Genomic DNA, 24,146 nt, shown 5'->3' with positions numbered 1-24,146 from the left:
GGTCTGATTTTTAGAGAAGGATAAAACTATGCGCCATCGTAAAAGTGGTCGTCAGTTGAATCGCAACAGCAGCCATCGCCAAGCAATGTTTAAAAACATGGCAGGTTCATTGGTTAAGCATGAAGTGATCAAAACTACGTTGCCAAAAGCGAAAGAATTGCGTCGCGTTATCGAGCCTTTAATCACACTTGCGAAGCAAGACAGTGTAGCTAATCGTCGTTTGGCGATGGCTCGCACTGGTGATAAAGAAGTTGTAGGTAAATTATTCAATGAACTTGGCCCTCGCTATGAAGCGCGTCCAGGTGGCTATATCCGCATTTTGAAGTGTGGTCTACGTGCTGGTGACAGCGCGCCAATGGCTTACGTTGAATTAGTCGACCGTCCAGTTGTTGAAGAAGCTGAAGTAGTTGAAGCAACTGAAGAGTAAGTAATTACTAAATTAAAAAACCCGGCTTAAGCCGGGTTTTTTGTTTCTGCAGTTTGGTAAAAGTCAGTTTAAGCAACTGCTTTATTGGTCGTCACTTTTTGTCGCCAAAGCGATTTCTTCTTCTGTAGCACCGCCTTTCAATGCGGAATATTTTAATTGCTCTGCATCCACGCCGTGATTCTCTGCAGTTTCAATGATCTTGATGATCTGATCACGCTGCTGCGATGACTCTCGCACCGCATTCTCTACTACAGTGTCAGCTTGCTCAGGGAATAACGCTAAAAGCCCGTCTACAATGTACTCACCGACGAAAGGTACTGCACCAATAGCGGTGGTTAATATACTGACCATATCGTCGGGATGCTCTTTAGCGAGCGTTTGGACAATGCGATCAGCTGAATCAGGCTCAGTAACTACGGCTACACGCACGATATCTTGCAATTCTTCCGGCGTAGTATTAGCGGCGGCTGTAACGACAAAGTTTACATAACTAGGCTCAGCCAAGATGGCTAATTCGACAATATTAGGGCATTCGCTAACACCTTTCTCTATTGCGATCTTAACAATTTCTTCTGTCGCGGTTGGTTGCGTTGAAATTGCTGCGTAAATAATCTCTTTGTATTTATCGGGGTAGGTATCTAACGCAACATCCACGATCGTAGTGATTTGCTGAGGGTAATGGCTGGCAATCGACTTGATGGCACGCCCAATGCTGGCATTGTTTTCCATCTGTCGCTGAATGAAAGCGGCCTTTAAAGCGGCACGATCATGAGATTTATCAGATACATGCTCGGTGCTTTCTTTTAATTCAAGAGGGGTTGTGTCAGTTGGCTGTACAGCAAATGACTGCCCTGCGACAAAAACGGACGACAATACAGCCGCTGCGATAACTGATTTACGCATACTTCATTACACCATCAATTGTTCATGCATCCGTGCAATTAGCTTCATCAACTATCGTTGACCCTCTCTGTCAGCGTTAGTTCATAAATTGTTAAAAAATGTTAATAAATGTAAAGTACGCAAAACCTTAGAAAAACGCAAATTTTCAAGGTATTAAAAGCACTTCCTATGTATTAGCGATCAACTATAGGGCGTCGCAATAAGCTGAAATAACAATAATAAGAGTAGATTCGTGCCAAATCACCGTTTAACTGAACTCGATGCGCTTCGTGGCTTTGCGGCTTTCGCTGTGGTTATCTACCATATGGTTTATCGTTATGCCGATTTATATGGTCATGAGGATATAGCAACGTATTGGGCCTATTGGGGCCAATATGGCGTTCACTTATTTTTTATGATCAGCGGTTATGTGATTTATTGGACGCTGGATCGTATTCAACGCCCCGCAGAATTTGTTATCTCACGCTTCTCCCGTCTTTACCCTGTGTACTGGGTGTCGGTGCTGGTGACCTTCACAGCTGTGTTCGCTTTCGGCTTGGCAGACAGACAAGTTCATGTTAGCGATATGATGTTAAATTTACTGATGTTTCATGAGTACTTAGGCGTGCCGCATGTTGATGGCGTGTATTGGACATTAACACTGGAGCTAACGTTTTATGCGTGGATGTTCACTTTACTTCTGAGTAAGCAGCAACGTAATGCCCCGTGGCTTCTGATACTGTTGATTGCATTAAATGCCGCGCTGCAGGTATTTTCGTTGGAAATTCGTTTTTTAGAATTACTGACCTTGGACGGTTATGCACAGTTTTTCTTGCTTGGTATCGCTGTTTTTAATTGGCAAAGCGAACGCGATAGGTTGTCTACGCGAGTAGCGTTTGCTGTTGTGTTTGTCGCGTGTTTGTTCGCTACCAACTGGCTTGAAACGATCCTATATGGCTTCTTAAGCGCACTGTTTATTGGCGCCGTAAAAGTGCGCATGGCGTTGTTACGCCACTCAATATTTGTTTGGCTTGGCGCCATTTCGTATTCCCTTTATTTAATCCATCAAAATATTGGCTATGTGATATTAAATTATTTGCCGAACAATTGGAGCAGTGTATTAAAAGTGAGCGTTGCGACGATGATGGTTATTGCAATTGCTTATGGTCTGAACCGCTTGATTGAAGTACCATCTAATCGAGCGTTTAAAAAACGTTTGCAAGCACGCTTTTTGAGAGGAAAAGCGTCAGCGTCGTAAAATGCGGCGTATCAGTAATACAGCGGCGACAAAATAAAAATAAACGAGCCCATGACAACCACCGAATCTAAACGGTTAAATACAAATAAGAATGCTACCTGGTCGGTTATTCATCAGGTGGCCACTTACGCATCGTCGTTAATTTTCACCGCCATCCTCGCACGTATAATCGCCCCGCATGATTTTGGTATTTTTGCCATGGCGATGACAGTATCTGCATTTTTTCTAATATTCGCCGATGGTGGGATGGTGTGGTCACTGATCCAACGTGAAAAAATCACCCCCGCCGAAATCATAAACCTGCGTTGGCTCAATGGCGGATTAGGCTTGGTGATGGCTGTTGCTGCAGTCTTGGTGTCACCCTTGGTTGCTGCATTTTACGGCTATCCGGAAATCACGTGGGTCTTAGCCGTACTGGGTTTGAATTTCTTCATTTCAGGGATCAGCACGCCCAGCATCATGTGGATGAAACGCCAACAACGCTTTAAAGCACTCGCAATTGTCGATATTGTGGCGACCGGTATTGCGGGCGCTGCTGCGATTATATCGGCCCTCAATGGCGCAGGTGTGTGGGCATTGGTGATTCAAGCGATTGCTAAGTTTGCCATACAAGCCCTGATTGTCACATATCTAGCTAAGTGTCCTTCAGGTTGGTTCGTACGTCACGTCGATATGCGAACCTTGACCCTGTTTGGTGGTTCTTTGATAGCGTTTGGGGCCGTTAACTATTTTGCTCGAAATCTCGATAATGTTTTGATTGGTAGCGTCATCAATGCGGAGTCACTGGCATTTTATGCGCGGGCCTATTTCCTAATGACCTTACCCAGTATGCTGACAACAGGTGCCCTTAGCGGTTTGATGGTCAGTATTCTCTCGCGCCTGCAACATGACTCCAAACAGCTGCAACGGCAGTATGCTCATACATTACGTTTTCTGTTTATCTTATGTGCCCCGGTGGCAATTTATTTTGCATTGTTTCCTCGCGATCCCGTTGCACTATTGTACGGGGAGCAATGGGATGCAACTGTTCCACTGTTACAGATACTCAGTATTGCTTGCTTGACCCAACCGATCCACAACACCATGGGGTGGATTTTCACAGCCACAGGGCAAGCAAACAAAATGCTGCGTTGGGGAATTTTTGCCTCTATTTTACTCAGTGTATCTTTTGCTCTTGGTGTCAGTTTCGGCGTGTCTGGTGTAGCGTGGGCGTATACTATCGTGATGGGCATTGGATTGACAATTGGCGCTGTTGGGTATGCGCATAAAAGTGCGGGGATATCTTTCCGTGAAAGCTTAACTTATCTACTAAAACCTGCGTTGGTGATTGTCGCCACTGTGCTTTTGGTTGTTGGCATTACAGGCATGTTGGCGCTCAATATTGAATCGCTATGGGGTTCGATTGTGCTGCATGGCACTCTCATTGTCAGCGTTTATGGCGTGTTGCTATTGATGGTATATCGCAGAGAGTTTAAACATGTCATGCAGGTGGCCGCATGAAAATAGGGTTTGTGTGCAATGAATATCCTCCTGTGACCTGTGGTGGTATCGGTACTTTCACCCGAGAGTTGGCAGAAATGCTCGTTGCACAAGGTGACGAAGTCCATGTTTTTGGGGTTTATGCTGATGTTACCGACGCTATTCACGAAAACGTGAACGGTGTTGAAGTTCACCGTTACCCAGCTAAACCTGGCATCAAAGGTATTTGGAATAACCGTCGCCAACTATATAACGCCGTTAAGTGTGCAGCAAAAGAACAACAGATTGAGATCATTGAAATCCCCGATTTTGAAGGCTACGGTGCATTTTGGGGGCGGCTAGCAATACCCGTTGTTGCGCGACTGCATGGTTCGGTCACGTATTTCAATCACGAATTGAAGCGTGCGCCTAGTCGACTAATGAAGTATTTAGAACTGGCAACGTTAAAACGCGCATCAGGTTTAATTTCTGTCACCCATTATGCGGCGCTTGAAACACTTTCAGTATTCCATCTTAAACAGTCATATGATGTTATTCACAATGGTATTGCCTGGCCCGAAGACAGTGACTGCAAGCAAAATTATGAATATACCGGGCGGGTCGTATTTACTGGCTCATTGATGAGTAAGAAAGGCGTCTTTGCTTTAGCCTCAGCCTGGCGTCAGGTCAAAACGCGCTTTCCGGATGCATCACTTACTTTGATCGGAAAAGACACTACTGAAAACGGTAGTTCCGCAATCGCCAAAGTGCTCGAACTCGCCGGAGATGGGGCTGACATTCATCACACGGGGCATATTGCTAAAGCCGAGTTAAATGCGATTGTTAAGACGGCAGATGTAGCTATTTTCCCCTCATTTTCAGAAAGTTTCGGCTTAGGTCCAGTAGAAGCCATGGCACTCGCTGTACCAACCATTTATACCCAGCTTTCTTGTGGGCCAGAAATCGTAAATCAACATGTGGACGGGGTATTGATAGACCCCAATGACCCCGACACTATCAGTCAGGCACTGATTGAACTCCTTGGTGATGAAGCTCAGCGTGAGCGCTATGGAAAAGCCGGACGAGCGCGAGCCGCGTCATTTTCAGTGGCCACTCAGTTGGCACAAAACAGGGCCGTATATTCACGGTATATAGAGGCGACAGGTTTATGACAGCGAAAAAAGTACTTTTAATCACGCCTTATTTTGCACCGCAAACACATGCCGCCATGTTCCGCGTGTATAAGTTAGCCCGGTATTTACCTTCTTTGGGGTATGAAGTACACGTACTCACCGTTGATACAAACTACTTGTACAATGAAGATGAGAGTTTGCTCGCGCAATTACCTGAAGAGGTGAAAATACATAAAGCGCGCTATATTGAGCCAACGTTTCGAGGTTTAAAAATGGCTTTAGGGGGCAAGGATACGACCTTTGCTTCTTTGAAACGCCAAGGCGCAATCGAGCAGGTTACAGCGACCAAGACAAAATCAGCCGCTTTGCAGACCCGACCAACCTTGGTACAGCGCTTTAAGCAATGGTTGGCCAATAGGCCTGATCGCTATTGGACATGGTACACCCCTGCACTAAAACAAGCTCGCCGCATTATTCAGCGCTATGACATACAGTTGATATATACCACAACGGCGCCTTATACATGCTTGCGCATCGGCGATAAATTGAAGCGGGAACTCGGCATTCGATGGGTATCAGACTATCGTGACCCTCTCGGCTATAGCGAACGTTTTTCCGCGCCTTCTTTGGATGTACAACAAATAGAAAAGCAAATAGTACGCTCCTCTATGAAATCGGCAGATCATGTGGTGGGGCTAGCGCGAAGCTATGAATATATTTTTTCTGATCTGTATCAGGTGCCCAGTGAACGTTTCAGTTTTATTCCTACTGGGGCCGATGATGCATACATTCGACATGCAGAGAAAGAGGTTGGTGCTCGGCATAAATCCATTACAGTATTGTTTGTCGGAGAATTCTTGGATGAGTACGACAGCAATCATATTTTTAAAGCACTCGATCAAGCTTCACTTAAGTTGCCACAAGGACTCACACTTAAAGTCATTGGGCGCAAAGAGGTTAATCAACATCGAGTTGAGCGTTTACTTAACAGTGCCAGCTGCGACAATTTAAAAGTGCACTGCGAATTTATTGATCACATGCCTCAATCCGAGCTTTATGCAGAAATTCTGCGTGCTGATGCTTGTTTACTCATTCCCGGTAATAGTTTGTGGTGGACCAATTTTGCTAAATTGGTTGATTACATAGCGATGAAGAAAACCGTCATTGCGGACGTACCTCTTATCAGCGAAGCTCGTCATGAGTTAGAAAGATCAGGTTTGGGCGTGTTCCTGAGCGGTGAGTTGATAGACGACACCAATGTATTGCTGGATCTCTTTGATGCGCGCCGGCAAACCATCAATCACGAATATTGCAAAACGTACTTAGCATCGTCTCAAGTTGCGTCATTCGCAAAAGTGTTTAATCAGCAATTAGGTATCAGCGATTGATGAAAAAACCTATTTGCTTAGTTAGTTTTGATTATCCGCCATTGGAAGGCGGTATTTCGCGTTTGTGCGCCGCGATTGTTGAAAGATTGGTAGCGCAAGAACATCCGGTTAGCGTGGTAAGTCGGGAGCATGCTGAGGCCACCTCGGCATTTGTTATACCGCATACGAACGAATATAGAGTACCCGCGAAACGCGGTAAGGCTGAATGGCAGCTTTTTAAACGTTTACGCCGATATCACCGCGATGATCTTATTATTACCGGAGTGTGGTATCCCGAAGCGTTAATTGCTCGACTTGCAGGGTGTAAAAATATTGTGGTGCTGGCACATGGTAACGAAGTCATGGCGGGGCGCCCAACGTGGAAAAATCGCTTATTAAGCACAGCCCGTCGTTGGTTATTCGATCACGTACGCTTAATCATTGCTAACAGTCATTACACTGGCGAATTAGTTTCAGCGCAAACTCAAACGCCTGTCGAAGTCGCAACATTGGGTGTAGATGAGAAACGTTTTGTTCCTTTGGAACCGGAGCAAAGACAGCAAGCGCGACAAAGGTTTAAACTACCCCAAGATAAGTTTGTTGTACTGACAACATCAAGAGTACAAGCCTATAAAGGTCATGACGTGGTGTTAAAGGCATTGGCAGAAATCCCCGAAGATGAGCGTACATCTTTGCACTATGCGATTGCTGGGCGAGGGGAGCATCTAGCCAATTTGCAGCAGCTCACAGAAGAGCTGGGTTTAACGTCGCAAGTCTCCTTTTTAGGATTTGTCGAAGAAAACGATTTAGCCTCGCTATACGGTTGTGTTGATGTATTTGCCATGTGTACACGAGAAGAAAAAGAAAATAAGCAAGTCGAGGGGTTTGGCTTAGTTTTCTTAGAAGCTCAAGCCTGTGGCACTCCCGCAATAGGGGTTAAACAGGGCGGCATTACTGACGCAATAGTTGATCAACGCGGCGGTTATCTGATTGAGCGAGATGATCAGTTTGCCTTAGCGGATATTTTGCGTTTACTGGTGCAAGAACCCTCAATATTGGCGAAGCAGCAAACGCTTGCTCGTGAGCGGGTTGAGGCAGAAGCAACATGGGATCACTACGGGCAACGGGTATCCGAAATTCTAGCGCGTTATGTGGAGGAGCATCATGCAAACGCCTAAAGTCAGTGTCATCATACCGACGCTGAATCGTGACAAATATTTATTGTTGTCTGTACAAGACATGCTGGCGCAAGATTATTCCAATTTTGACATTATCGTTGTTGATCAATCCCCTGCACCTACCGCAGAGATGCAAATCTTAATTAAGCAAAATCCGCATCGCCTACGCTATTTTAATGTTGATTTTAAGGGGCTCCCTCAAGCAAGAAATTATGGTTGGCAGCACAGTGATGCCGATATCGTGCTCTACATAGATGATGATATCCGCAGTGATGAGAACCTTGTTAAGCGGCATGTTGAATGCTATCAAGATTGTGAGATAGGCATGGTGGCGGGTGGTATTGATGAGGCACATAGAGGGTTAGATGCTGGGCCCAAAGTCGGTAAATTTTCTCGTTGGAGTTGTACGCCATATCGTGGTTTCGCTAGCCATCATGATCAATGGGTAGACCATGTGCCGGGGGGGAATTTCAGTGCGCGCCGCGAGTTACTTGAACAAGCGGGCGGAGTAGATGAGCATTTAACCCTAGGAGCAGCGCTGTACGAGGAAAGTGAATTGTCCTTGCGTGTGAAGCGCGTCACAGGCAAGAAGTTTTGGTTTAAATCCGAGGCAAGGTTATTACACCTTGCAGCAGACGATGGCGGTTGTCGGGTCGTGAATGATGTTCCGCGTTATATTTGGGGGTTGTCGCATAACAGAGCTATTGTCATGAAGCGCTATTTATCACCCATTCAACGTTGTGTAGCGATGCTATTTTTACTCAAGTTGGTAGCAGCATACGCGTGGGCCAATAAGTCACTTAAAGTGTTTTTGTCTTTTTGGCAGGGATACTCGCTTGGTGTCAATAATGCGCAGCTGCCACCTAAATGTACTGACATGCGTTAACGAGCAACTGTCATGATATTTCACCTAGCGTCTATGGCCTTTTGTACTATTGTGGCGGCTACATTTTTTGATGAGCAGGTGACTTCGCGCGCACAGCAGAAACGTTTCTTTCAAGTCTTAATTGCGTGCTTTATGGTGCAAATTGCTGTGATGTATATCATGCGTGATATCCACGGCGATACGTTTCGCTATTTACGTAGTTACGATCGTATGGTTGGGCAGGACTTCTTCATTGCCATTCTAGAAAGCGGCAAAGAAATTGGATTTACCGTGCTGTCGTGGCTCAGTGCGAATGCAGGAGTGGGCCATCGCTGGTATTTAGCCGGTATATTTGTGATCGGTATTGTGCCATTTATCGCGGGACTGAAAAAACTCTACGGTGATGGCTGGGGCTATATGCTTGTCGTTTATGCCGCTTACCCATTCTTTCTTAGTTACTTTGCCAGTGGTATGCGTCAAGCGGTGGCAATGAGTATCGCGTTCTTTGCCATCGTGCACTACGCGCATCATCATAAGCTCATACGTACTCTGATCGTGATTGCCATTGCGAGTTTATTTCACCTTTCTGTTTTAGTGCTATTGCCAGCTTTGTTTGCGCTGCATTTTGCTGAGCGTTTCCTCACCTTGCCAAAGATTTTAGCGCTGTGGACTGTCGTGGTGTTTATTAGCGCGTCTGGGATCAATGAGAGTGCTTTAGGTTTTCTTTCAGGTTTTTTCGATGAAAGCTCACGTTACCAATACTACCTAGATAGCGACAAAGTGGCCCAAGTGAGAGATCTTATGGGGTACAGGACGGGCTTCCGGATAGATTTCACATTGTTTTCCATTGTACCTGTGTTGTTCGTGTTGTATTTCGAACGGCGACAGGGAATCGATTTGTGGCTAATTAAATTTTATTTAATTGTGAATTGTGCTTTTCAGTTGTTGAGTTTTACTGCCTCAAATGACCGCTTTGCCGCACTCTCTTGGTTTTATATACCGGCTATTTTAGTGCACTCTCAATTTTACCAGCGCCCTATGCGCAGCAGTAAGCTAGCTTATTATTTATTGGCTTTTTCCGGTGTCGCGTTGTTGGCGCTGTTTAACAAAAGGTATTTTGCAGCCTAGTATGACTCAATTGGCCACCAACCCCACTATCAGTATTGTCGTGCCGTTTTACAATGGCAAGCAGTGCCTTGAGCGCTTGTTTGTTTCGCTAGCTGATTACAAAGAACGACAAGATATCGAAATGATTATTGTTGATGATTGTTCTAGTGCAGAGCATGCTCAAGCATTAGATGATATGGCAACAACATTATCTTGGACTGGCTTGCATATAGTGCATTGTGACGAGAACGGCGGTGCCGCGAAAGCCCGAAAAGTAGGTATTCAACAAGCGAAAGGTGAGTATATCGCTTTCTTAGATAGCGATGATGCCTGGGCTTTGCATAAGTTAGATGCGCAATTAGCCGCGATGAAGCAATATGAAGCGGTGATCAGTGGTTGTGCTTGTGAGCAAATTGAAGAAAATCAACTGGCGCAAGCAAGAGCTAAAGCAGTGACCCACTATGACATTGAGCACTTTTCTTCTATTCAGGCGTTGTTTAAAAACCCGTTTAGCACGCCCACGGTAATGATGACGAAAGCCGTCGCACTAGAACATCCATTCTCCGATACCTTACGCTATTCTGAAGATGTTGATTGTTGGCGACGTATCTTATTGCAATATGGTGGGATTGTGCTTAAAGGCCCGAATGCGTTCATGTTTAAACATGCTTTTTTGAGTGACCAAGGCTCATTGAGTAGCTTCACGATCAAAATGAGTTTAGGCCAATTATCGTCTTTGTCAGCGTTGCTGTTTAATGCACAGGTCAAACTGCGCTATCGTGCGTTAGTTCCGTTTGCTCTAGTATGGGCTAGCATTAAAGCACTGCGTAGAGAATGGTTGGTGCTAAGGCGGAAACGATAATGACAGACAGCAAAACAAAAACATTATTGGTTGTATCAAGTTTCGCTGAGTCATTGGTGAACTTTCGTTTAGCATTGATGCAAGATGCCATTAAAGACGGGTACATTGTTCACGCGTGTGCACCAGACTTCGACCCTCTGATTGAAGCCGAGTTACAAAAGCATGGCATTATTCCACATAGCATTCGGTTGTCCCGTAATGGGCTAAATCCATTTGGTGACATTGCAACACTGCTGGATATCCGGCGGTTGATCAAACAAGTACGTCCGACTCATACGTTGGCTTATACCATTAAGCCCGTGATCTATGGTTGTTTGGCGGCTCGTTTGTGCAAAGTAAAGCACATTGGCGCTCTTATAACCGGTTTGGGTTATGCGTTTATGCAATCCAATACATTGCGTCAGCGGCTAGTGAGTTCCATTGCTCTGGTTTTGTACCGTGCAGCACTCAGCGGGGCTCATCGGGTATTTTTTCAGAACCCAGATGACAGGGCATTATTTCTTGCTCACAAACTGGTTAAACAAGATAAAACACAAGTCGTAAATGGCTCCGGCATAGATGTTCAGGCCTTCAGTCAGCATCCCTTACCTGATAAAACGGTGCTTCGTTTTTTAATGATTGGCCGTCTTTTGAAAGACAAAGGCATTCGCGAGTTTGCTGCTGCGGCGAAAGTTATAAAACAGCGCTTCCCGCAGGTGGAGTTTCACCTTGTGGGTTGGCTCGACAGCAACCCAACCTCAATTTCTCAACGCAAGCTTGATCAATGGATTGCGGAACAGCGCATTATTTTTCATGGCAAATTGGCGGATGTCAGGCCTGTGATTAAAGCGTCACATGTGTATGTGTTGCCGTCATATAGGGAAGGCACACCACGCACAGTATTAGAAGCTATGGCGATAGGTCGAGCGATCATCACCACCGATGCGCCGGGCTGCAGAGAAACCATAATCGACGGCGAAAGTGGCTTTTTAACCAAGGTGGCGGATGTCGATGACTTAGTGCGTGCAATTGAGCACTATATTGAGCATCCTGAACTTATAGAAGCTCATTCCAACGCCGCCAGAAAGCGTGCAGAAACCATTTACGATGTGCACAAGGTGAATCAAAGTATGTTGCAAGGATTACAAGAATAAATGAAACGACTTTTCGATTTTTGTGTAGCGCTGATGATTGTTGTATGCGCATGGCCGATTATTTTATTGGTTGCAGTGTTGGTGGCGCTAAAATTGGGACGCCCCGTATTATTCAGTCAGGATAGGCCTGGACTTCATGGACAAGTGTTCAAAATGTATAAGTTTCGCAGTATGACGGACGCGCGTGATGAAAAAGGCGAGCTGCTTCCCGATGCCATCAGACTCACACCGTTTGGACGCTTATTGCGTTCTACCAGTTTGGACGAGTTACCCGGACTGTGGAACGTTTTAAAGGGGGATATGAGCTTAGTGGGGCCTCGCCCCCTACTGGTTGAATATCTACCGTTATACTCAGAGCGACAGTCGCGCCGCCACGACGTGAGGCCTGGTATTACAGGGTGGGCTCAGGTTAATGGGCGTAATGCGATTTCTTGGCAAGAAAAGTTTGAACTGGATGTATGGTATGTGGAAAACCGCTCGTTCTGGCTGGATATCAAAATCTTATTTATGACCCTGCAAAAAGTAGTCGCACGCGCGGATATCAATCAAGACAATCAAGCCACAATGGAGAAGTTTAATGGCAACAACTAAACCCAAGTTGTTCATTATTGGGGCTGGAGGCCATGCTAAGGTCGTTGCGGATTGTGCTGAACTGCTTGGGTATGACGATATTGCTATGTTGGATGATCACTTCCCCGACATCAACACATGCGGTCGATGGCCTGTGGTTGGAAAGCTCGCCTATTTAAATGATCTGGATAAATCCAAGGTCGAATGCTTTGTCGCGATTGGAAATAACCCAGTACGTGCGACGATTTGCCAAACCCTTTTGGATGACGGCTGGTCGATTCCGACACTAATCCATCCAACTGCTGTGATTGCGCGGGACACAGAAATTGGCGTTGGAACTTTGGTTTTAGCAAATGTTGTGGTTAATTCATTTAGTTCTGTAGGAAAAGGTTGTATTCTGAATACTGCATGTTCGGTGGATCATGATTGCACTATCGGTAATTTCGTTCACATTGCGCCAGGTACTCGTTTAGCGGGTGGTGTGAGTGTAGGGGACACGTCATTTATCGGTATTGGATGTGCTGTTATTCAGCAAGTGACTATTGGGGTTGGTGTAACCATTGGTGCCGGCTCAACCGTGCTGAAAGATATTACAGATAACGTTGTGGCTGTTGGTAGCCCTGCGGTTATCAAAAAATAACAATAATATTCGCCAGAAAGCGAAAACACAGAGGTAGTATGCATGTTAGGGGGTCCATTCTCGCCCTGGCCGTGTGTCAGCGACGATGAGAAATCAGCTGTTATGGCTGTGCTCGACAGTAATCGTGTTAATTATTGGACAGGTCAAGAGGGACGGCAGTTCGAACAAGAATTTGCCGAGATGCAGCAAGTTAATCATGCCATCGCTGTTGCGAACGGTACTGTAGCACTGGACTTAGCTTGGGTAGCATTAAACTTACCCAAAGGCAGTGAAGTTATTGTCACGTCCCGAACATTTCTTGCCTCCGTTTCATCAATCGTATTGGCAGGGTTGGTTCCTGTATTTGCAGATGTTGACGCCAACACTCAAAACATTTCAGTAGACACCATCCAAGCTAAATTGAGCACTAAAACCAAAGCGATTTTGTGTGTTCACCTTGCCGGCTGGCCGTGCGATATGGATGCCATTAATGCCCTTGCTAAAACGCATGGTCTCTATGTGGTAGAAGATTGTGCACAAGCACACGGCGCACTGTACAAAGGCCAACCCGTTGGAGGGCTAGGCGATATTGCGGCGTGGTCCTTTTGTCAGGATAAGATCATGACAACAGGCGGTGAAGGTGGCATGGTGACTACTCAGTCTGAAGAGTTCTGGCGTACCATGTGGTCGTTTAAAGATCATGGTAAATCCTGGAATGCAGTATATGAACGCGAGCATCCTCCAGGCTTCCGCTGGTTACATGAATCATTTGGCACAAACTGGCGCATGACGGAAATGCAAGCGGCTATTGGTCGCTGCCAAATCAAAAAAATGCCAGTTTGGACCCAGGCTCGAAATCGCTACGCTAAACAAATTTTAGACACGGCGGCTGAATTGCCGGGTCTAAGAGTGCCAGAGGTACCCTCGGACATTACCCATGCGTTTTACAAGTGCTATGTATTTGTAGAGCTTGAGGCGCTAAGAGCCGGTTGGGATCGTGACCGTATTATGCAGAGTATGCTCGATTTGGGCGTCCCTTGCTTTTCTGGTAGTTGTTCTGAGGTGTATCTGGAGAAGGCCTTCGATGACACTGGGTTACGCCCAGCAGTGCCTTTACCAGTCGCCCACGAATTAACCTATACATCGTTGATGTTTTTGGTGCATCCAACGCTGACTGAATCTGAAATAGTTCACACTTGTAACGCGCTGCGTCAGGTAATGGAAATGGCGGTTTAATTCATGTCCTCGTTTTCCTTAAACCAAATATTCCGCTTTCCGCCAAAGCTGAAACTAGCGATAGAAGTCACCTGGGATACCGGGGCGATTTTGCTAACATTGCTGGTATCCTATTGGATGCGGATTGGTATTGAGGCGTGGTCTTTTTCCCCTACTGAATGGGGCGTTGTTGTTGCCAACTTATTCTTTACGCAAGGGATTTTAGTATTGCTGGGCCACTACCGGCAGATGATCCGTTTTATCGAGATATCAGCGGTTTATAAGATTGGACTGGCGATGCTGTTGTCATCGATTTATTTGGTCGCCGCTGAATATGTCTTGGATATCTTCTTACCAGCCTCTGTACTGCTGCTTTATTTCTTTGGCGCTACCGCTGCTATTGCTGCGCCTCGGTTGTTGATACAGGCTACCTCTCAGGCTCAAAACGATAAATTACGCGAGAAATGCTTTGTTTATGGTGCGTCAGGTGCGGGGCGGACGTTAGTCACAGCGTTAAGAGCAGGTAAAGACTTAATGCCTATCGCATTTGTCGATGACAAGCGAATTTATCATGGTAAAGAGATTTTAGGATTACCGGTTATCAGTCGTGAAGAGATCCCTGAATTAAAGGCCAAACACGATATTCATAAGATGCTCTTGGCGGTTAATAACACCTCGCGTAGCCGCCGCAAAGAGTTAATTGAAGAGCTTGAACCATATGCTTTAGAACTGCTTTCAGTTCCTAATGTGCAAGATATAGCCAGTGGCAAACAACGCATCGACGAACTGCAAGAAGTTAAAATTGAAGATTTACTAGGGCGCGACCCAGTACCGCCAATTGTGTCTCTGTTAAATGCAAATATCACTGATAAAGTGGTATTGGTAACCGGTGCAGGTGGTTCAATAGGTAGCGAACTTTGCCGGCAAATAGTAAAAGGGAAACCGCGCAAACTAGTATTGTTGGAGCTTTCGGAATTCAATTTATATCAAATTGAGAATGAATTAAAACGCGCTTACCCCGAGTTAGAATTGGTCTCTATTTTGGCAACAATCCAAGATACCGAATCACTGCGCAATACAATTGAAACCCATAAAATTCAGACCATATACCACGCGGCAGCCTATAAGCATGTCCCGATGGTCGAGTCGAATATAACCGCTGGTATTCGCAACAATATTTTTGGTACGGCGAACGTAGCGCTGATTGCCGCTGAGTACGAAGTCGAAAAATTTGTGCTTGTATCTACTGACAAAGCGGTTAGACCAACCAACATTATGGGCGCAACAAAGCGATTTGCTGAGTTGTTCGTGCAAGGTATTTCTGCGCTTCACAGTGAGACTGAATTCTCTATCGTGCGTTTTGGTAATGTCCTCGGCAGCTCTGGTTCAGTTGTGCCGCTATTTAACGAACAAATACGCAAGGGGGGGCCAATTACAGTTACTCACCCTGATATTATTCGTTACTTTATGACCATACCCGAAGCCGCACAGTTAGTCATTCAAGCTGGCGCGATGGGTAAACGCGGGGAAGTTTTCGTGTTGGATATGGGAGAGCCCGTTAAAATAGCCGACCTAGCTGAAAAAATGGCACATTTAATGGGATTCAAAGTGACAGAAAATCCTACCCATGATGGTGAAATTGCAATTCGCTACACCGGGTTGCGACCCGGTGAAAAACTGTATGAAGAGCTGTTAATTGGTGACAATGAAACAGCAACGGAACATCCGCGCATTATGGCAGCTAACGAGATCAGTATGGATTTTGCTGAAGTTGTGATGTTGCTTGATCAAATTAACTACGAACTGGTTAATCGCCATGAAGATCAAGCGATTGCCATTTTGGCATCAGCCCCTCTCGCGTATAAACCTGATAACGCAATCGCTCAGCGAATCGAATCAGCAAACCAGCAAGTTCAGAACGGATAGCCTCAGAGACCTGAGTTAAAGGTGCAGAATTTAGAGGGTTGGCCGATACAAACCATACACTGTGCTGCGTTATATAACGGGCACCAAAACAATAATATTCAGGAGTTTGCGCTGAGATGAGACGTTTTTTGTGTATTGCAGCAGGACTGCTCGCAATGTCTGCACACGCTCAACTAGCTAATATCGACAAGTCTGCATCACCGTTTACATTTCAAGCGGGAAGTGTGTATAACGATGCTATTAATCCATCTTATTTAGGTGGTTCAGAAGGTTATGGGGTCAGCTTAGAGGCGAATGGAACCTTAGTTAGTACCCAAGAATCGGTGTGGTGGCAGTTCGATTATGGCGCTGCTTATGACCGCTACCAGTTGCAAGAAGAACAGCTTGATTTTGATGAGTCACAAGACTTTTATGCCTATAACGTTCGTATCCAATCACGCGCATTTGTGCATGAAGCCTTTACGGTAGATGTTGTCGCTGAGCACCGGAAATCGGAACAAAAGTACGGTGAAGGCATTAGTCGTTTTCAGAATAATGTTCTGTCGATTGACACCCTGAGTCGGAACCGTGCGGAGATAATCGCTGTATATGGTCGTGACCCAAATCACAACTCAATTACGGCAGAGTTGTTTTGGCAGAAAGACAGCTATGATGACGTGAATCCGTATGCTTCGTTGTTTGATTTGTCTCAGCAAGGCGCTTTGGCTCAAGTTAAATTGATGGTGGCGGGAAAGATAGGCTTTTTAGCTCGCGTGTCGATTACAGATGACGATTATGAGTCAAACGAGCGTGTTGATAGCCGATTGTATAATGCGTTAGTGGGAATCGATTGGACGCTTTCTGGTAAATCGTCCTTGCGAGTGTTATTGGGTGGGTTCCAACGCGATGCTGAGGATGGGCAAGATCGTAGCGGATTTTCCTGGGATGTTAGCTATGACTACAGTCCCAGTGATTACCAGGCTATTTCACTCACCACCAAACGCACATCAGCGGTGTCTGAGGTGGCCTTCTCATCAAGCAGTGTTGATGTAACTCACGGTTTTAATTGGCGTTATGCAATCGATGAAATCTGGTTCTGGCAGGCCAATATGAGCTGGCTTGAGAAAGACATCAATGCGGATGATTTAACGCGTACATTGGAACAATTTGATGCGGGTTTTACTCTGGGTTATAACCTGCGTTCTTTCAGCCACATCATGCTCGGCGTAACGCGAAGAGACGTATCTTCCAGCGACAATACAGTTGATTATGCACAAAACGAGGTAAGACTCAGTTGGTTATACGAGTTTTAAAACTGTTACTCATTACAATGGGGTTTATGTTGAGTGTTGTGCTGAATGCTCAACAGCAGATCCCTATTGGTGTGGGTGATGTTATAACGATGGACGTGCATTTGGAAAAGGACCTGTATTTACGCAGTCGTGTAGATGCTTCAGGTGTGATCCGGTTTCCACTGATTGGCGACATGCAGGTCGTAGGTAAAACCGTTAAAGAATTAAGTGATGATTTGGTCACGGCTTATCAGGATGGCTATTTAGTTAATCCAAGTATCGTGGTGCAAATTGCTGAGATCCGCCCTTTCTATGTGCGCGGTGCGGTTAAACAGCCGGGCTCATTTCCCTTCGAGTTGGGCTTGACCATGGAAAAAGCCATTGCTGTTGCCGGTGGTCAAACGGATAGAGCATCAAAGAAAAATTGGATCATCATTCGCGGCGAGCAAAAACAGCGTATCGAAGCGTCTGCTGACACGCCGATCTTGCCTGGCGACATTGTCGAAATACCGGAAAGTATATTCTGATGATGGATACCAGTTCGAAGCATTCAGCAGCCCATGAACCATTATTTGACATTGGTGATTTGCTGTTGCTCGTCTGGAACAAAAAATACCGTATTGTTTTTACTGCCGGGCTTATCGCAGCCGTTATTGGGTATTATGTTTTACAATTGCCGCGCATTTATATCGCAACTACCACTTTGCAATTGGGCAACTCTTCAAGTGACTTGTCTCTTCCACAAGGTTTTGCTGGCTTTGCCTCAGGGGGAGATTCAAAACTTGATACCTATTTGCAGTATATGCGTTCACGTCAATTTGCAGAGCGGGTAGTTGAAGATAGCGGGCTGCTGCACCGTTCAGAGCTCGTCAGCCAGAACCAAAGTGATGAAAATAAGCAGATGCAGGCTGCTTTGAGATTGCAACGAGGGTTGGTCTATAGTCGCCTAGGCGAAACCAACATGGTGAATGTTAGCTTTGAGTCTACTTCAGCCAAGCTTGCTGCAGATGTCGTCAATGCCGTAGGCCCCACTTTCTTCGAATACCAAACACAAAAAAGTCGAGCGCGCTCGGCTGATGCAAGTCGATGGCTTAACCAACAGTTTGCGCAAGTGCAAGAGCAATTGGAGAAGTCGGAAGCCGCGTTACAAGACTACTTTTTGGATAATAAGTTAATTGATCTGGCGAGCCAGATATCCCTTGCCAGTAGCGAAATATCGACCTATATGTCGCAGCGCATTCAAGTGGATGCACAAGTGGCTGAAATGAAAACCATGATCAGTCAGTTAGACGCCGCTGAAGGGGATATTCAAGGCCTGCTAAATGTTAGCTACATTATCAAAAATGCAATGGTGCAGGACCTGCGTAAACGCATCTTAGACGAAGAAGAAGTGCTGGCTGAAATATCTCGTCGCTATAAGTTTAAACATCCTAGACACATTGCACAGGTGTCGAAAATTGATGCCATGAAACGAGAGCTGGATAACCTGGTCAGTAAATTGGTTACATCGTTGAAGCAGGAATATCAGATAACGATGGAACGTAGCGAAGAAATCAATAAATTGATTGATGAGGCAAGGGGGCGACACAGTGAGCTGGGCCAGCACGAGGTTAATTTAGCCAAGATACGACGTGAGGTTGAGTCAACGCAAAAGCTTTACGATATGTTCCTGTCGCGCGTGCAAGAAACAGAAATTCTACGTGATCTGGGTAGTCAGGAAGACTTCTCTATTATTGATTACGCGAGCGTGCCAACGGCCCCTGCGAAGCCCAACTTGATCTTGCTGCTTGCCGCAGCGGTAGTGTTTAGCATGTTTGTCAGTGTCATGGGCTGGCTATTTATTCACATTGTCAGTGACAAACGATCACGGACAGTCAAATTATTGGAAAGCATGGATGTTGCCGTATTGACCGATATTCCGCGCATCTTAAAAGGTAAGCGTAAACTCTCCAACGTATTGGATGTGAGCCGAGAGAACCTGCAATTCGCCGAGTCTATTCGCACATTACGCACCAACCTTATAGTGCGCAACGACATTGAAGAAAATCGCGTCATTGCCATCACGGGAGTTAAACCCAACGATGGAAAATCGCTTGTCGCTGCAAGTTTAGCTGAGTCGTTTGCGAAACTAGAAAAGTCGTTAGTCTTGGACGCTGATCTTAGATACCCCTCAATCAGTGGGGCATTTAAAATGAGTGAAAAGTTACCGGGTTTGACCCATTTTATCGGTAAGCAAATGCCGGCTGGGCGCTGTATTCATCGTATCGGAGATGGTCAACTGTCGATGATGCCGAGTGGGGTTATTCCACAAGACCCAATGGTTTATTTGTCTAAACCCAGATTTAAAGCGTTCTTGCATAAACTCAGTATTATCTTTGAGCGAGTCGTGATCGACGTACCTCCTCTTGAAGAGTTCAGTGATGCGCTGGTTATCAGTCGCAATGTTGATGCGATTGTACTGGTTTGTGATTTAGAGAACTGCGAAACCGCTGAAGTCATTCAGGCAGTACAGAAACTTAGAGACGTTGGCGCGCCGTTGGTGGGGGTTGTCTTCAACCGCGTAAAAAATATGCCAGCGAATGTGCGTGCGCCAAAAGATCGTTTTAAATTGCTGCGTAAGATTAGGCGTAAGCGAAAAGTAGCATAACCCTCTGCTCTCAGCAGTTTCTCAGTGTTACAGAATCGGGTAAGCTAATGCCTGATTTTTCCAATGATTGTTTTACTTTGACGAACTTACAGCCCTTTCACACGTTTGGCCTGTCGGCCCATTGTTCAGCGCTTAATTTGCTTGAAACGCCTGAACAAATCCCTCTCCTTGAGCCAGAAGCGCCTTTTTGGTTGCTAGGCGAAGGGAGTAATTGCATTTTTGTTGAAGATTTTGCCGGCGAAGTGTGGGTCAATCGCCTATCCGGCATAGCGGTTGAAGAACGTGATAATTGTTTCAAGATCCGAGTCGCCAGTGGTGAACATTGGCACAGCTTTGTGAAATACTGCTTAAATGCTGGCATCTATGGTTTTGAAAACCTCGCATTAATCCCAGGCACTATTGGCGCAGCGCCGATCCAAAACATAGGTGCATACGGGCGCGAAGTGGCTGAATTTATCGACTCTGTTGAAGTCATTGATTTACTTACGGGCGAGTTGTTCGTGTTGCAAGCCAAAGAGTGCCAGTTTGGTTATCGCGATAGCATATTCAAGCGACCTGAACATAAATTTTGGTTTATACGTCACGTATCATTTACGGTGGACAAGCATTTACCAATGGCGTTGGACTACGGTGAGCTCAGACAATTGGAAAATCCCACGCCAAAGACAATATTTGAAACGGTGGTTAACGTCAGGCAACGAAAATTACCTGATCCTGCTGAGTTGGGGAATGCTGGTAGCTTTTTTAAAAACCCGGTGATCACTAAAGAGCAATTTGCCCGCATTGCAGATCAATATGCACAAGTGCCCCACTTTGCGGCTGGCGATAACGCGGTAAAGATTCCTGCTGCGTGGCTAATTGACCAATGTGGTTTCAAGGGGCGCTCTCTCGGAGGCGTTCAAAGTCATGTCAATCAACCTCTGGTTCTGGTCAATACTGGCAATGCACAAGGAAAGGATGTAGTTGCGTTTGCTCGCCAAATCCAATCTGACGTACACGCGCGTTTTGGGGTTAGATTAGAAAATGAAGTGCGCTTAGTGGGTAAACTCGGGGACATCCAATTATGACGATGACTCCAGAAGAAGTCAGAACGCGCATATTACAGCTACTGTCCGACGGTAGTTTCCACTCTGGTGAAACGCTCGCACAACATTTTTCACTTAGTCGCACTGCCATTGCGAATCATATTCAAAGCTTAACTGAGCTAGGGCTCGATATTTATAGTGTAAAAGGAAAAGGGTACGCATTGGCGAATCCCATCACCTTGCTTGAGCATAGCGAAATCATGGCACATGCAAACGCAACAGAAGATGATTTGTCGTTGATGGTGTTACCGATTATTGATTCAACTAACACCTATCTTAAGCAAAATATTGATAACGTACCCCATGGTCAGGTTGTAATTGCAGAAGCACAAACTGCGGGCAGGGGACGGCGCGGTAAACAATGGGTATCACCTTTTGGCGCTAGCCTGTATTTGTCAATGTGTTGGCATTTTCAGGGCGGATATCAGCAAATTGGTGGGTTATCACTTTTCGTGGGAGTGTGTGTTATCCGTGCGTTGCAGAAATTAAACGTAGACGGGTTATCGATAAAGTGGCCGAATGATATATACCGTAATGGTGTTAAATTAGGGGGCGTACTGGTCGAGGTCGAAGGCCAAATTGGTACTCAGGTTAGCTGCATTATCGGTATCGGAATAAATGTCAATTTGCCCGATGTGGAAGCGCAAATTGATCAACCTTTTACTGATCTTTCTGACTTCGAGATAAACCGCAATCAGTTGTGTGCGACGATAATCGACACGTTGTACGATTCTTTGCCCGATTTTGAAGCATTTGGATTATCAAAGCTCATTAACCAATGGAATGAATTAGACGTGTTTTATCAGAAGCCAGTAATGATAAGCTCTCATGGCAAAACACAAAAGGGTATCAATCTAGGGATAGACGCATCTGGTGCTTTACAACTTGCCACAGAAGAAGGCGTGTTGAGTATTCATGGTGGAGAGGTAAGTCTGCGTGCGCAATGAATATTGGTTATTTGATATTGGTAATACTCAATGCAAACTCTTGCGTATATGCCGTGATGGTTCAGACATGCTAACCAATATTGACACGGATCCTGTTAAGTTTACGGATCATCTTGAGTTGCAAGCTTTTGTAGCGCAGTACACTTCAACCAAAGACATAGACGCATTCGTTGCAAGTGTGCGCTCCGACGAAGAAACGCAACGGTTTATCGACGCTATGCAAACACTGGCTCGCAGTGTCGAACATATTCATACGCAAGCTGAAACTTTTGGACTACACAATAGCTACTCGCAGCCAAATAAAATGGGTGTGGACAGATGGCTGGCAATGATCGGTAGTCAGTTACTCACGGACAAACCATTTATAGTCGTTGATGCGGGAACTGCGGTCACCATAGATGCTGTGGCAGAAAATAAACATTTGGGCGGCTGGATCGCGCCCGGGTATCAATTAGGGCTCAATGCCGTGACAGGCAATACACGGCGGGTATATCAACGCGCATTTACTGAAACGGACGTTGTATTTGGGAATGATACGGAAGCTTGTTTGCACTATGGTGAATTGGCTCAACTGAATGGCATGATATGGATGGCGTGTGATTTGATGGGTAAAAAATCGCCTGATTTCGATATTATTATCGCCGGTGGTGACCAACATTTGTTCGAACAAATGGATTCGTTGCTGCATAACAAATCTTTTTTGCGTGCAAGAAATATTGTCTTTTTAGGGCTTATTCGGTTTTTACTGGCAAAAGAGCCCCTTGAAACGCAGCGAAAATGCGTAGAATCGTTGGATATTTGAGCATACAGCAAGAAAAAGCATTTTTTTTGAAAAAGTCTATTGCACAGGGAGAAGGTTTTCACTAGAATGCGCAGCCACTTGATGCAGTGCCGACTTAGCTCAGTTGGTAGAGCAACTGACTTGTAATCAGTAGGTCGCCAGTTCGATTCCGGCAGTCGGCACCATCAATCTCTGGAGGGGTACCCAAGCGGTCAACGGGAGCAGACTGTAAATCTGCCGGCTCAGCCTTCGCAGGTTCGAATCCTGCCCCCTCCACCACTTTTCCTTATGAGGTGGCCAGAGAATTTAGGAATGCGGGCATCGTATAATGGCTATTACCTCAGCCTTCCAAGCTGATGATGCGGGTTCGATTCCCGCTGCCCGCTCCAGATTCGTGCTGATATAGCTCAGTTGGTAGAGCGCACCCTTGGTAAGGGTGAGGTCGGCAGTTCAAATCTGCCTATCAGCACCATTTCTCCCCAGCTCATAAATGAATAAATTTTTTTAATAGCACTTTGCTGGGAAGATAGACATGGCAAAAGAAAAGTTTGAACGTACGAAACCGCACGTAAACGTTGGTACAATCGGCCACGTTGACCACGGTAAAACAACTCTAACCGCGGCAATCACTACCGTACTAGCAAAGACATACGGCGGTTCAGCACAAGCATTCGATCAAATCGATAACGCACCAGAAGAGCGTGAGCGTGGTATCACAATCGCGACTTCACACGTAGAGTATGACACTCCAACACGTCACTACGCACACGTAGACTGCCCAGGACACGCTGACTATGTTAAAAACATGATCACCGGTGCTGCACAGATGGACGGCGCGATTTTGGTAGTAGCGGCGACAGATGGTCCTATGCCACAAACACGTGAGCACATTCTATTAGGTCGTCAGGTAGGTGTACCTTACATCATCGTATTCATGAACAAATGTGACATGGTAGATGACGAAGAGCTTCTAGAGCTAGTTGAAATGGAAGTACGTGAATTGTTGTCTGAGTATGAATTCCCAGGTGATGACTTGCCAGTAATCCAAGGTTCAGCACTTAAGGCGCTAGAAGGCGACGAGCAGTGGGAAAAGAAAATCATCGAGCTAGGCGAAGCATTGGATTCATACATTCCAGAGCCAGAGCGTGCGATTGATAAGCCATTCATTTTGCCAATCGAAGACGTATTCTCAATCTCAGGTCGTGGTACAGTTGTAACAGGCCGTGTAGAGCAAGGTATTGTAAAAGTTGGTGAAGAAGTAGAAATCGTTGGTATCAAAGAGACGACGAAGACGACTTGTACTGGTGTAGAGATGTTCCGTAAGCTTCTAGACGAAGGCCGTGCAGGTGAGAACGTTGGTGTTCTACTACGTGGTACTAAGCGTGACGAAGTAGAGCGTGGCCAAGTATTGGCGA

The 24,146-nt window shown here is 45.7% G+C and carries 22 protein-coding genes and 4 tRNA genes; 25 read left to right on the top strand and 1 reads right to left on the bottom strand.

What is annotated here, in order from left to right; genetic code table 11:
• Positions 1–28 precede the first annotated feature (28 nt).
• Positions 29–427: a 50S ribosomal protein L17 gene (gene rplQ / locus CSH93_RS15515; protein WP_100644251.1), complete on the top strand. Its 399-nt coding sequence runs from the start codon at positions 29–31 to the stop codon at positions 425–427.
• An 81-nt stretch (positions 428–508) separates the two neighbouring features.
• On the opposite strand, the gene CSH93_RS15510 is transcribed toward rplQ, so the two are convergent.
• Positions 509–1,330 carry a hypothetical protein gene (locus tag CSH93_RS15510; protein WP_100644249.1) on the bottom strand — a complete coding sequence of 274 codons (822 nt, stop codon included), beginning with the start codon at positions 1,328–1,330 and terminating at the stop codon, positions 509–511.
• 232 nt (positions 1,331–1,562) lie between these two features.
• On the opposite strand from CSH93_RS15510, the gene CSH93_RS15505 reads away from it, so the two are divergent.
• The 24 genes from CSH93_RS15505 to tuf all read left to right on the top strand — a co-directional run.
• Positions 1,563–2,567: an acyltransferase family protein gene (locus CSH93_RS15505; RefSeq protein WP_100644248.1), complete on the top strand. Its 1,005-nt coding sequence runs from the start codon at positions 1,563–1,565 to the stop codon at positions 2,565–2,567.
• Between the two features lie 51 nt (positions 2,568–2,618).
• Positions 2,619–4,067, top strand: coding sequence for a lipopolysaccharide biosynthesis protein (locus CSH93_RS15500; protein WP_100644246.1), 1,449 nt, complete (start codon positions 2,619–2,621; stop codon positions 4,065–4,067).
• Positions 4,064–5,197, top strand: coding sequence for a glycosyltransferase family 4 protein (locus CSH93_RS15495; RefSeq protein WP_100644244.1), 1,134 nt, complete (start codon positions 4,064–4,066; stop codon positions 5,195–5,197). Before CSH93_RS15500 ends, CSH93_RS15495 begins: the two co-directional genes overlap by 4 nt.
• Entirely contained in the window at positions 5,194–6,546 is a 1,353-nt protein-coding gene (locus tag CSH93_RS15490; protein WP_100644243.1) for a glycosyltransferase, read from the top strand. Before CSH93_RS15495 ends, CSH93_RS15490 begins: the two co-directional genes overlap by 4 nt.
• Positions 6,546–7,703 (top strand): glycosyltransferase family 4 protein, encoded by a 1,158-nt coding sequence (locus CSH93_RS15485; protein ID WP_100644241.1) that lies wholly within the window; start codon positions 6,546–6,548, stop codon positions 7,701–7,703. Before CSH93_RS15490 ends, CSH93_RS15485 begins: the two co-directional genes overlap by 1 nt.
• Positions 7,690–8,589 (top strand): glycosyltransferase family 2 protein, encoded by a 900-nt coding sequence (locus CSH93_RS15480; protein WP_164078394.1) that lies wholly within the window; start codon positions 7,690–7,692, stop codon positions 8,587–8,589. Before CSH93_RS15485 ends, CSH93_RS15480 begins: the two co-directional genes overlap by 14 nt.
• Before the next feature lie 12 nt (positions 8,590–8,601).
• A complete protein-coding gene (locus CSH93_RS15475) occupies positions 8,602–9,696 on the top strand; it encodes an EpsG family protein (protein ID WP_100644229.1) in 1,095 nt (364 codons plus the stop codon).
• Position 9,697: 1 nt separating this feature from the next.
• Complete coding sequence (locus CSH93_RS15470; RefSeq protein ID WP_100644227.1) at positions 9,698–10,537, top strand: glycosyltransferase family 2 protein; 840 nt, start codon at positions 9,698–9,700, stop codon at positions 10,535–10,537.
• Positions 10,537–11,670 (top strand): glycosyltransferase family 4 protein, encoded by a 1,134-nt coding sequence (locus CSH93_RS18035; protein ID WP_100644225.1) that lies wholly within the window; start codon positions 10,537–10,539, stop codon positions 11,668–11,670. The genes CSH93_RS15470 and CSH93_RS18035 overlap by 1 nt, the downstream gene beginning before the upstream one ends.
• A complete protein-coding gene (locus CSH93_RS18030) occupies positions 11,671–12,261 on the top strand; it encodes a sugar transferase (protein ID WP_100644223.1) in 591 nt (196 codons plus the stop codon).
• On the top strand, positions 12,248–12,880 hold the full coding sequence (locus tag CSH93_RS15455; RefSeq protein ID WP_100644222.1) for an acetyltransferase: 633 nt from the start codon (positions 12,248–12,250) through the stop codon (positions 12,878–12,880). Before CSH93_RS18030 ends, CSH93_RS15455 begins: the two co-directional genes overlap by 14 nt.
• 42 nt (positions 12,881–12,922) lie before the next feature.
• Positions 12,923–14,095, top strand: a complete 1,173-nt coding sequence (locus CSH93_RS15450) for a DegT/DnrJ/EryC1/StrS family aminotransferase (RefSeq protein ID WP_100644220.1) — start codon at positions 12,923–12,925, stop codon at positions 14,093–14,095.
• Between the two features lie 3 nt (positions 14,096–14,098).
• Complete coding sequence (locus tag CSH93_RS15445; protein WP_100644218.1) at positions 14,099–16,000, top strand: polysaccharide biosynthesis protein; 1,902 nt, start codon at positions 14,099–14,101, stop codon at positions 15,998–16,000.
• Between the two features lie 116 nt (positions 16,001–16,116).
• On the top strand, positions 16,117–17,292 hold the full coding sequence (locus CSH93_RS15440; RefSeq protein ID WP_100644217.1) for an outer membrane beta-barrel protein: 1,176 nt from the start codon (positions 16,117–16,119) through the stop codon (positions 17,290–17,292).
• Positions 17,274–17,798: a polysaccharide biosynthesis/export family protein gene (locus tag CSH93_RS15435; protein WP_100644215.1), complete on the top strand. Its 525-nt coding sequence runs from the start codon at positions 17,274–17,276 to the stop codon at positions 17,796–17,798. The genes CSH93_RS15440 and CSH93_RS15435 overlap by 19 nt, the downstream gene beginning before the upstream one ends.
• Positions 17,798–19,918, top strand: coding sequence for a GumC family protein (locus CSH93_RS15430; RefSeq protein WP_100644213.1), 2,121 nt, complete (start codon positions 17,798–17,800; stop codon positions 19,916–19,918). The genes CSH93_RS15435 and CSH93_RS15430 overlap by 1 nt, the downstream gene beginning before the upstream one ends.
• Before the next feature lie 47 nt (positions 19,919–19,965).
• Complete coding sequence (murB, locus tag CSH93_RS15425; RefSeq protein WP_240615629.1) at positions 19,966–20,985, top strand: UDP-N-acetylmuramate dehydrogenase; 1,020 nt, start codon at positions 19,966–19,968, stop codon at positions 20,983–20,985.
• Positions 20,982–21,950: a bifunctional biotin--[acetyl-CoA-carboxylase] ligase/biotin operon repressor BirA gene (gene birA, locus CSH93_RS15420; RefSeq protein WP_100644211.1), complete on the top strand. Its 969-nt coding sequence runs from the start codon at positions 20,982–20,984 to the stop codon at positions 21,948–21,950. The genes murB and birA overlap by 4 nt, the downstream gene beginning before the upstream one ends.
• Positions 21,940–22,752, top strand: a complete 813-nt coding sequence (locus CSH93_RS15415; RefSeq protein WP_100644209.1) for a type III pantothenate kinase — start codon at positions 21,940–21,942, stop codon at positions 22,750–22,752. Before birA ends, CSH93_RS15415 begins: the two co-directional genes overlap by 11 nt.
• Positions 22,753–22,840: 88 nt before the next feature.
• A tRNA-Thr gene (locus CSH93_RS15410) sits at positions 22,841–22,916 on the top strand.
• Between the two features lie 9 nt (positions 22,917–22,925).
• A tRNA-Tyr gene (locus tag CSH93_RS15405) sits at positions 22,926–23,010 on the top strand.
• A 35-nt stretch (positions 23,011–23,045) separates the two neighbouring features.
• Positions 23,046–23,120, top strand: a tRNA-Gly gene (locus CSH93_RS15400).
• A gap of 7 nt (positions 23,121–23,127) precedes the next feature.
• Positions 23,128–23,203 (top strand) — tRNA-Thr (locus tag CSH93_RS15395).
• A 60-nt stretch (positions 23,204–23,263) separates the two neighbouring features.
• A partial coding sequence (gene tuf / locus CSH93_RS15390; RefSeq protein ID WP_100644207.1) for an elongation factor Tu occupies positions 23,264–24,146 on the top strand: 883 nt, incomplete at its 3' end.

The organism is Neoalteromonas facilis (assembly GCF_002807665.1).
GTDB lineage: Bacteria > Pseudomonadota > Gammaproteobacteria > Enterobacterales > Alteromonadaceae > Alteromonas_E > Alteromonas_E facilis.
This window is presented reverse-complemented; position numbering and strand designations above follow the sequence as displayed.

What these genes read in the sequence shown, in the direction of transcription:
- murB (WP_240615629.1), top strand. Translation starts at nt 19,966, where the DNA reads ATGCCTGATTTTTCCAATGATTGTTTTACTTTGACGAACTTACAGCCC.
- CSH93_RS15500 (WP_100644246.1), top strand. Translation starts at nt 2,619, where the DNA reads ATGACAACCACCGAATCTAAACGGTTAAATACAAATAAGAATGCTACC.
- CSH93_RS15455 (WP_100644222.1), top strand. Translation starts at nt 12,248, where the DNA reads ATGGCAACAACTAAACCCAAGTTGTTCATTATTGGGGCTGGAGGCCAT.
- CSH93_RS15450 (WP_100644220.1), top strand. Translation starts at nt 12,923, where the DNA reads ATGTTAGGGGGTCCATTCTCGCCCTGGCCGTGTGTCAGCGACGATGAG.
- CSH93_RS15440 (WP_100644217.1), top strand. Translation starts at nt 16,117, where the DNA reads ATGAGACGTTTTTTGTGTATTGCAGCAGGACTGCTCGCAATGTCTGCA.
- CSH93_RS15445 (WP_100644218.1), top strand. Translation starts at nt 14,099, where the DNA reads ATGTCCTCGTTTTCCTTAAACCAAATATTCCGCTTTCCGCCAAAGCTG.
- CSH93_RS18030 (WP_100644223.1), top strand. Translation starts at nt 11,671, where the DNA reads ATGAAACGACTTTTCGATTTTTGTGTAGCGCTGATGATTGTTGTATGC.
- birA (WP_100644211.1), top strand. Translation starts at nt 20,982, where the DNA reads ATGACGATGACTCCAGAAGAAGTCAGAACGCGCATATTACAGCTACTG.
- CSH93_RS15490 (WP_100644243.1), top strand. Translation starts at nt 5,194, where the DNA reads ATGACAGCGAAAAAAGTACTTTTAATCACGCCTTATTTTGCACCGCAA.
- CSH93_RS18035 (WP_100644225.1), top strand. Translation starts at nt 10,537, where the DNA reads ATGACAGACAGCAAAACAAAAACATTATTGGTTGTATCAAGTTTCGCT.
- CSH93_RS15470 (WP_100644227.1), top strand. Translation starts at nt 9,698, where the DNA reads ATGACTCAATTGGCCACCAACCCCACTATCAGTATTGTCGTGCCGTTT.
- CSH93_RS15510 (WP_100644249.1), bottom strand. Translation starts at nt 1,330, where the DNA reads ATGCGTAAATCAGTTATCGCAGCGGCTGTATTGTCGTCCGTTTTTGTC.
- CSH93_RS15495 (WP_100644244.1), top strand. Translation starts at nt 4,064, where the DNA reads ATGAAAATAGGGTTTGTGTGCAATGAATATCCTCCTGTGACCTGTGGT.
- CSH93_RS15475 (WP_100644229.1), top strand. Translation starts at nt 8,602, where the DNA reads ATGATATTTCACCTAGCGTCTATGGCCTTTTGTACTATTGTGGCGGCT.
- CSH93_RS15430 (WP_100644213.1), top strand. Translation starts at nt 17,798, where the DNA reads ATGATGGATACCAGTTCGAAGCATTCAGCAGCCCATGAACCATTATTT.
- CSH93_RS15480 (WP_164078394.1), top strand. Translation starts at nt 7,690, where the DNA reads ATGCAAACGCCTAAAGTCAGTGTCATCATACCGACGCTGAATCGTGAC.
- CSH93_RS15485 (WP_100644241.1), top strand. Translation starts at nt 6,546, where the DNA reads ATGAAAAAACCTATTTGCTTAGTTAGTTTTGATTATCCGCCATTGGAA.
- rplQ (WP_100644251.1), top strand. Translation starts at nt 29, where the DNA reads ATGCGCCATCGTAAAAGTGGTCGTCAGTTGAATCGCAACAGCAGCCAT.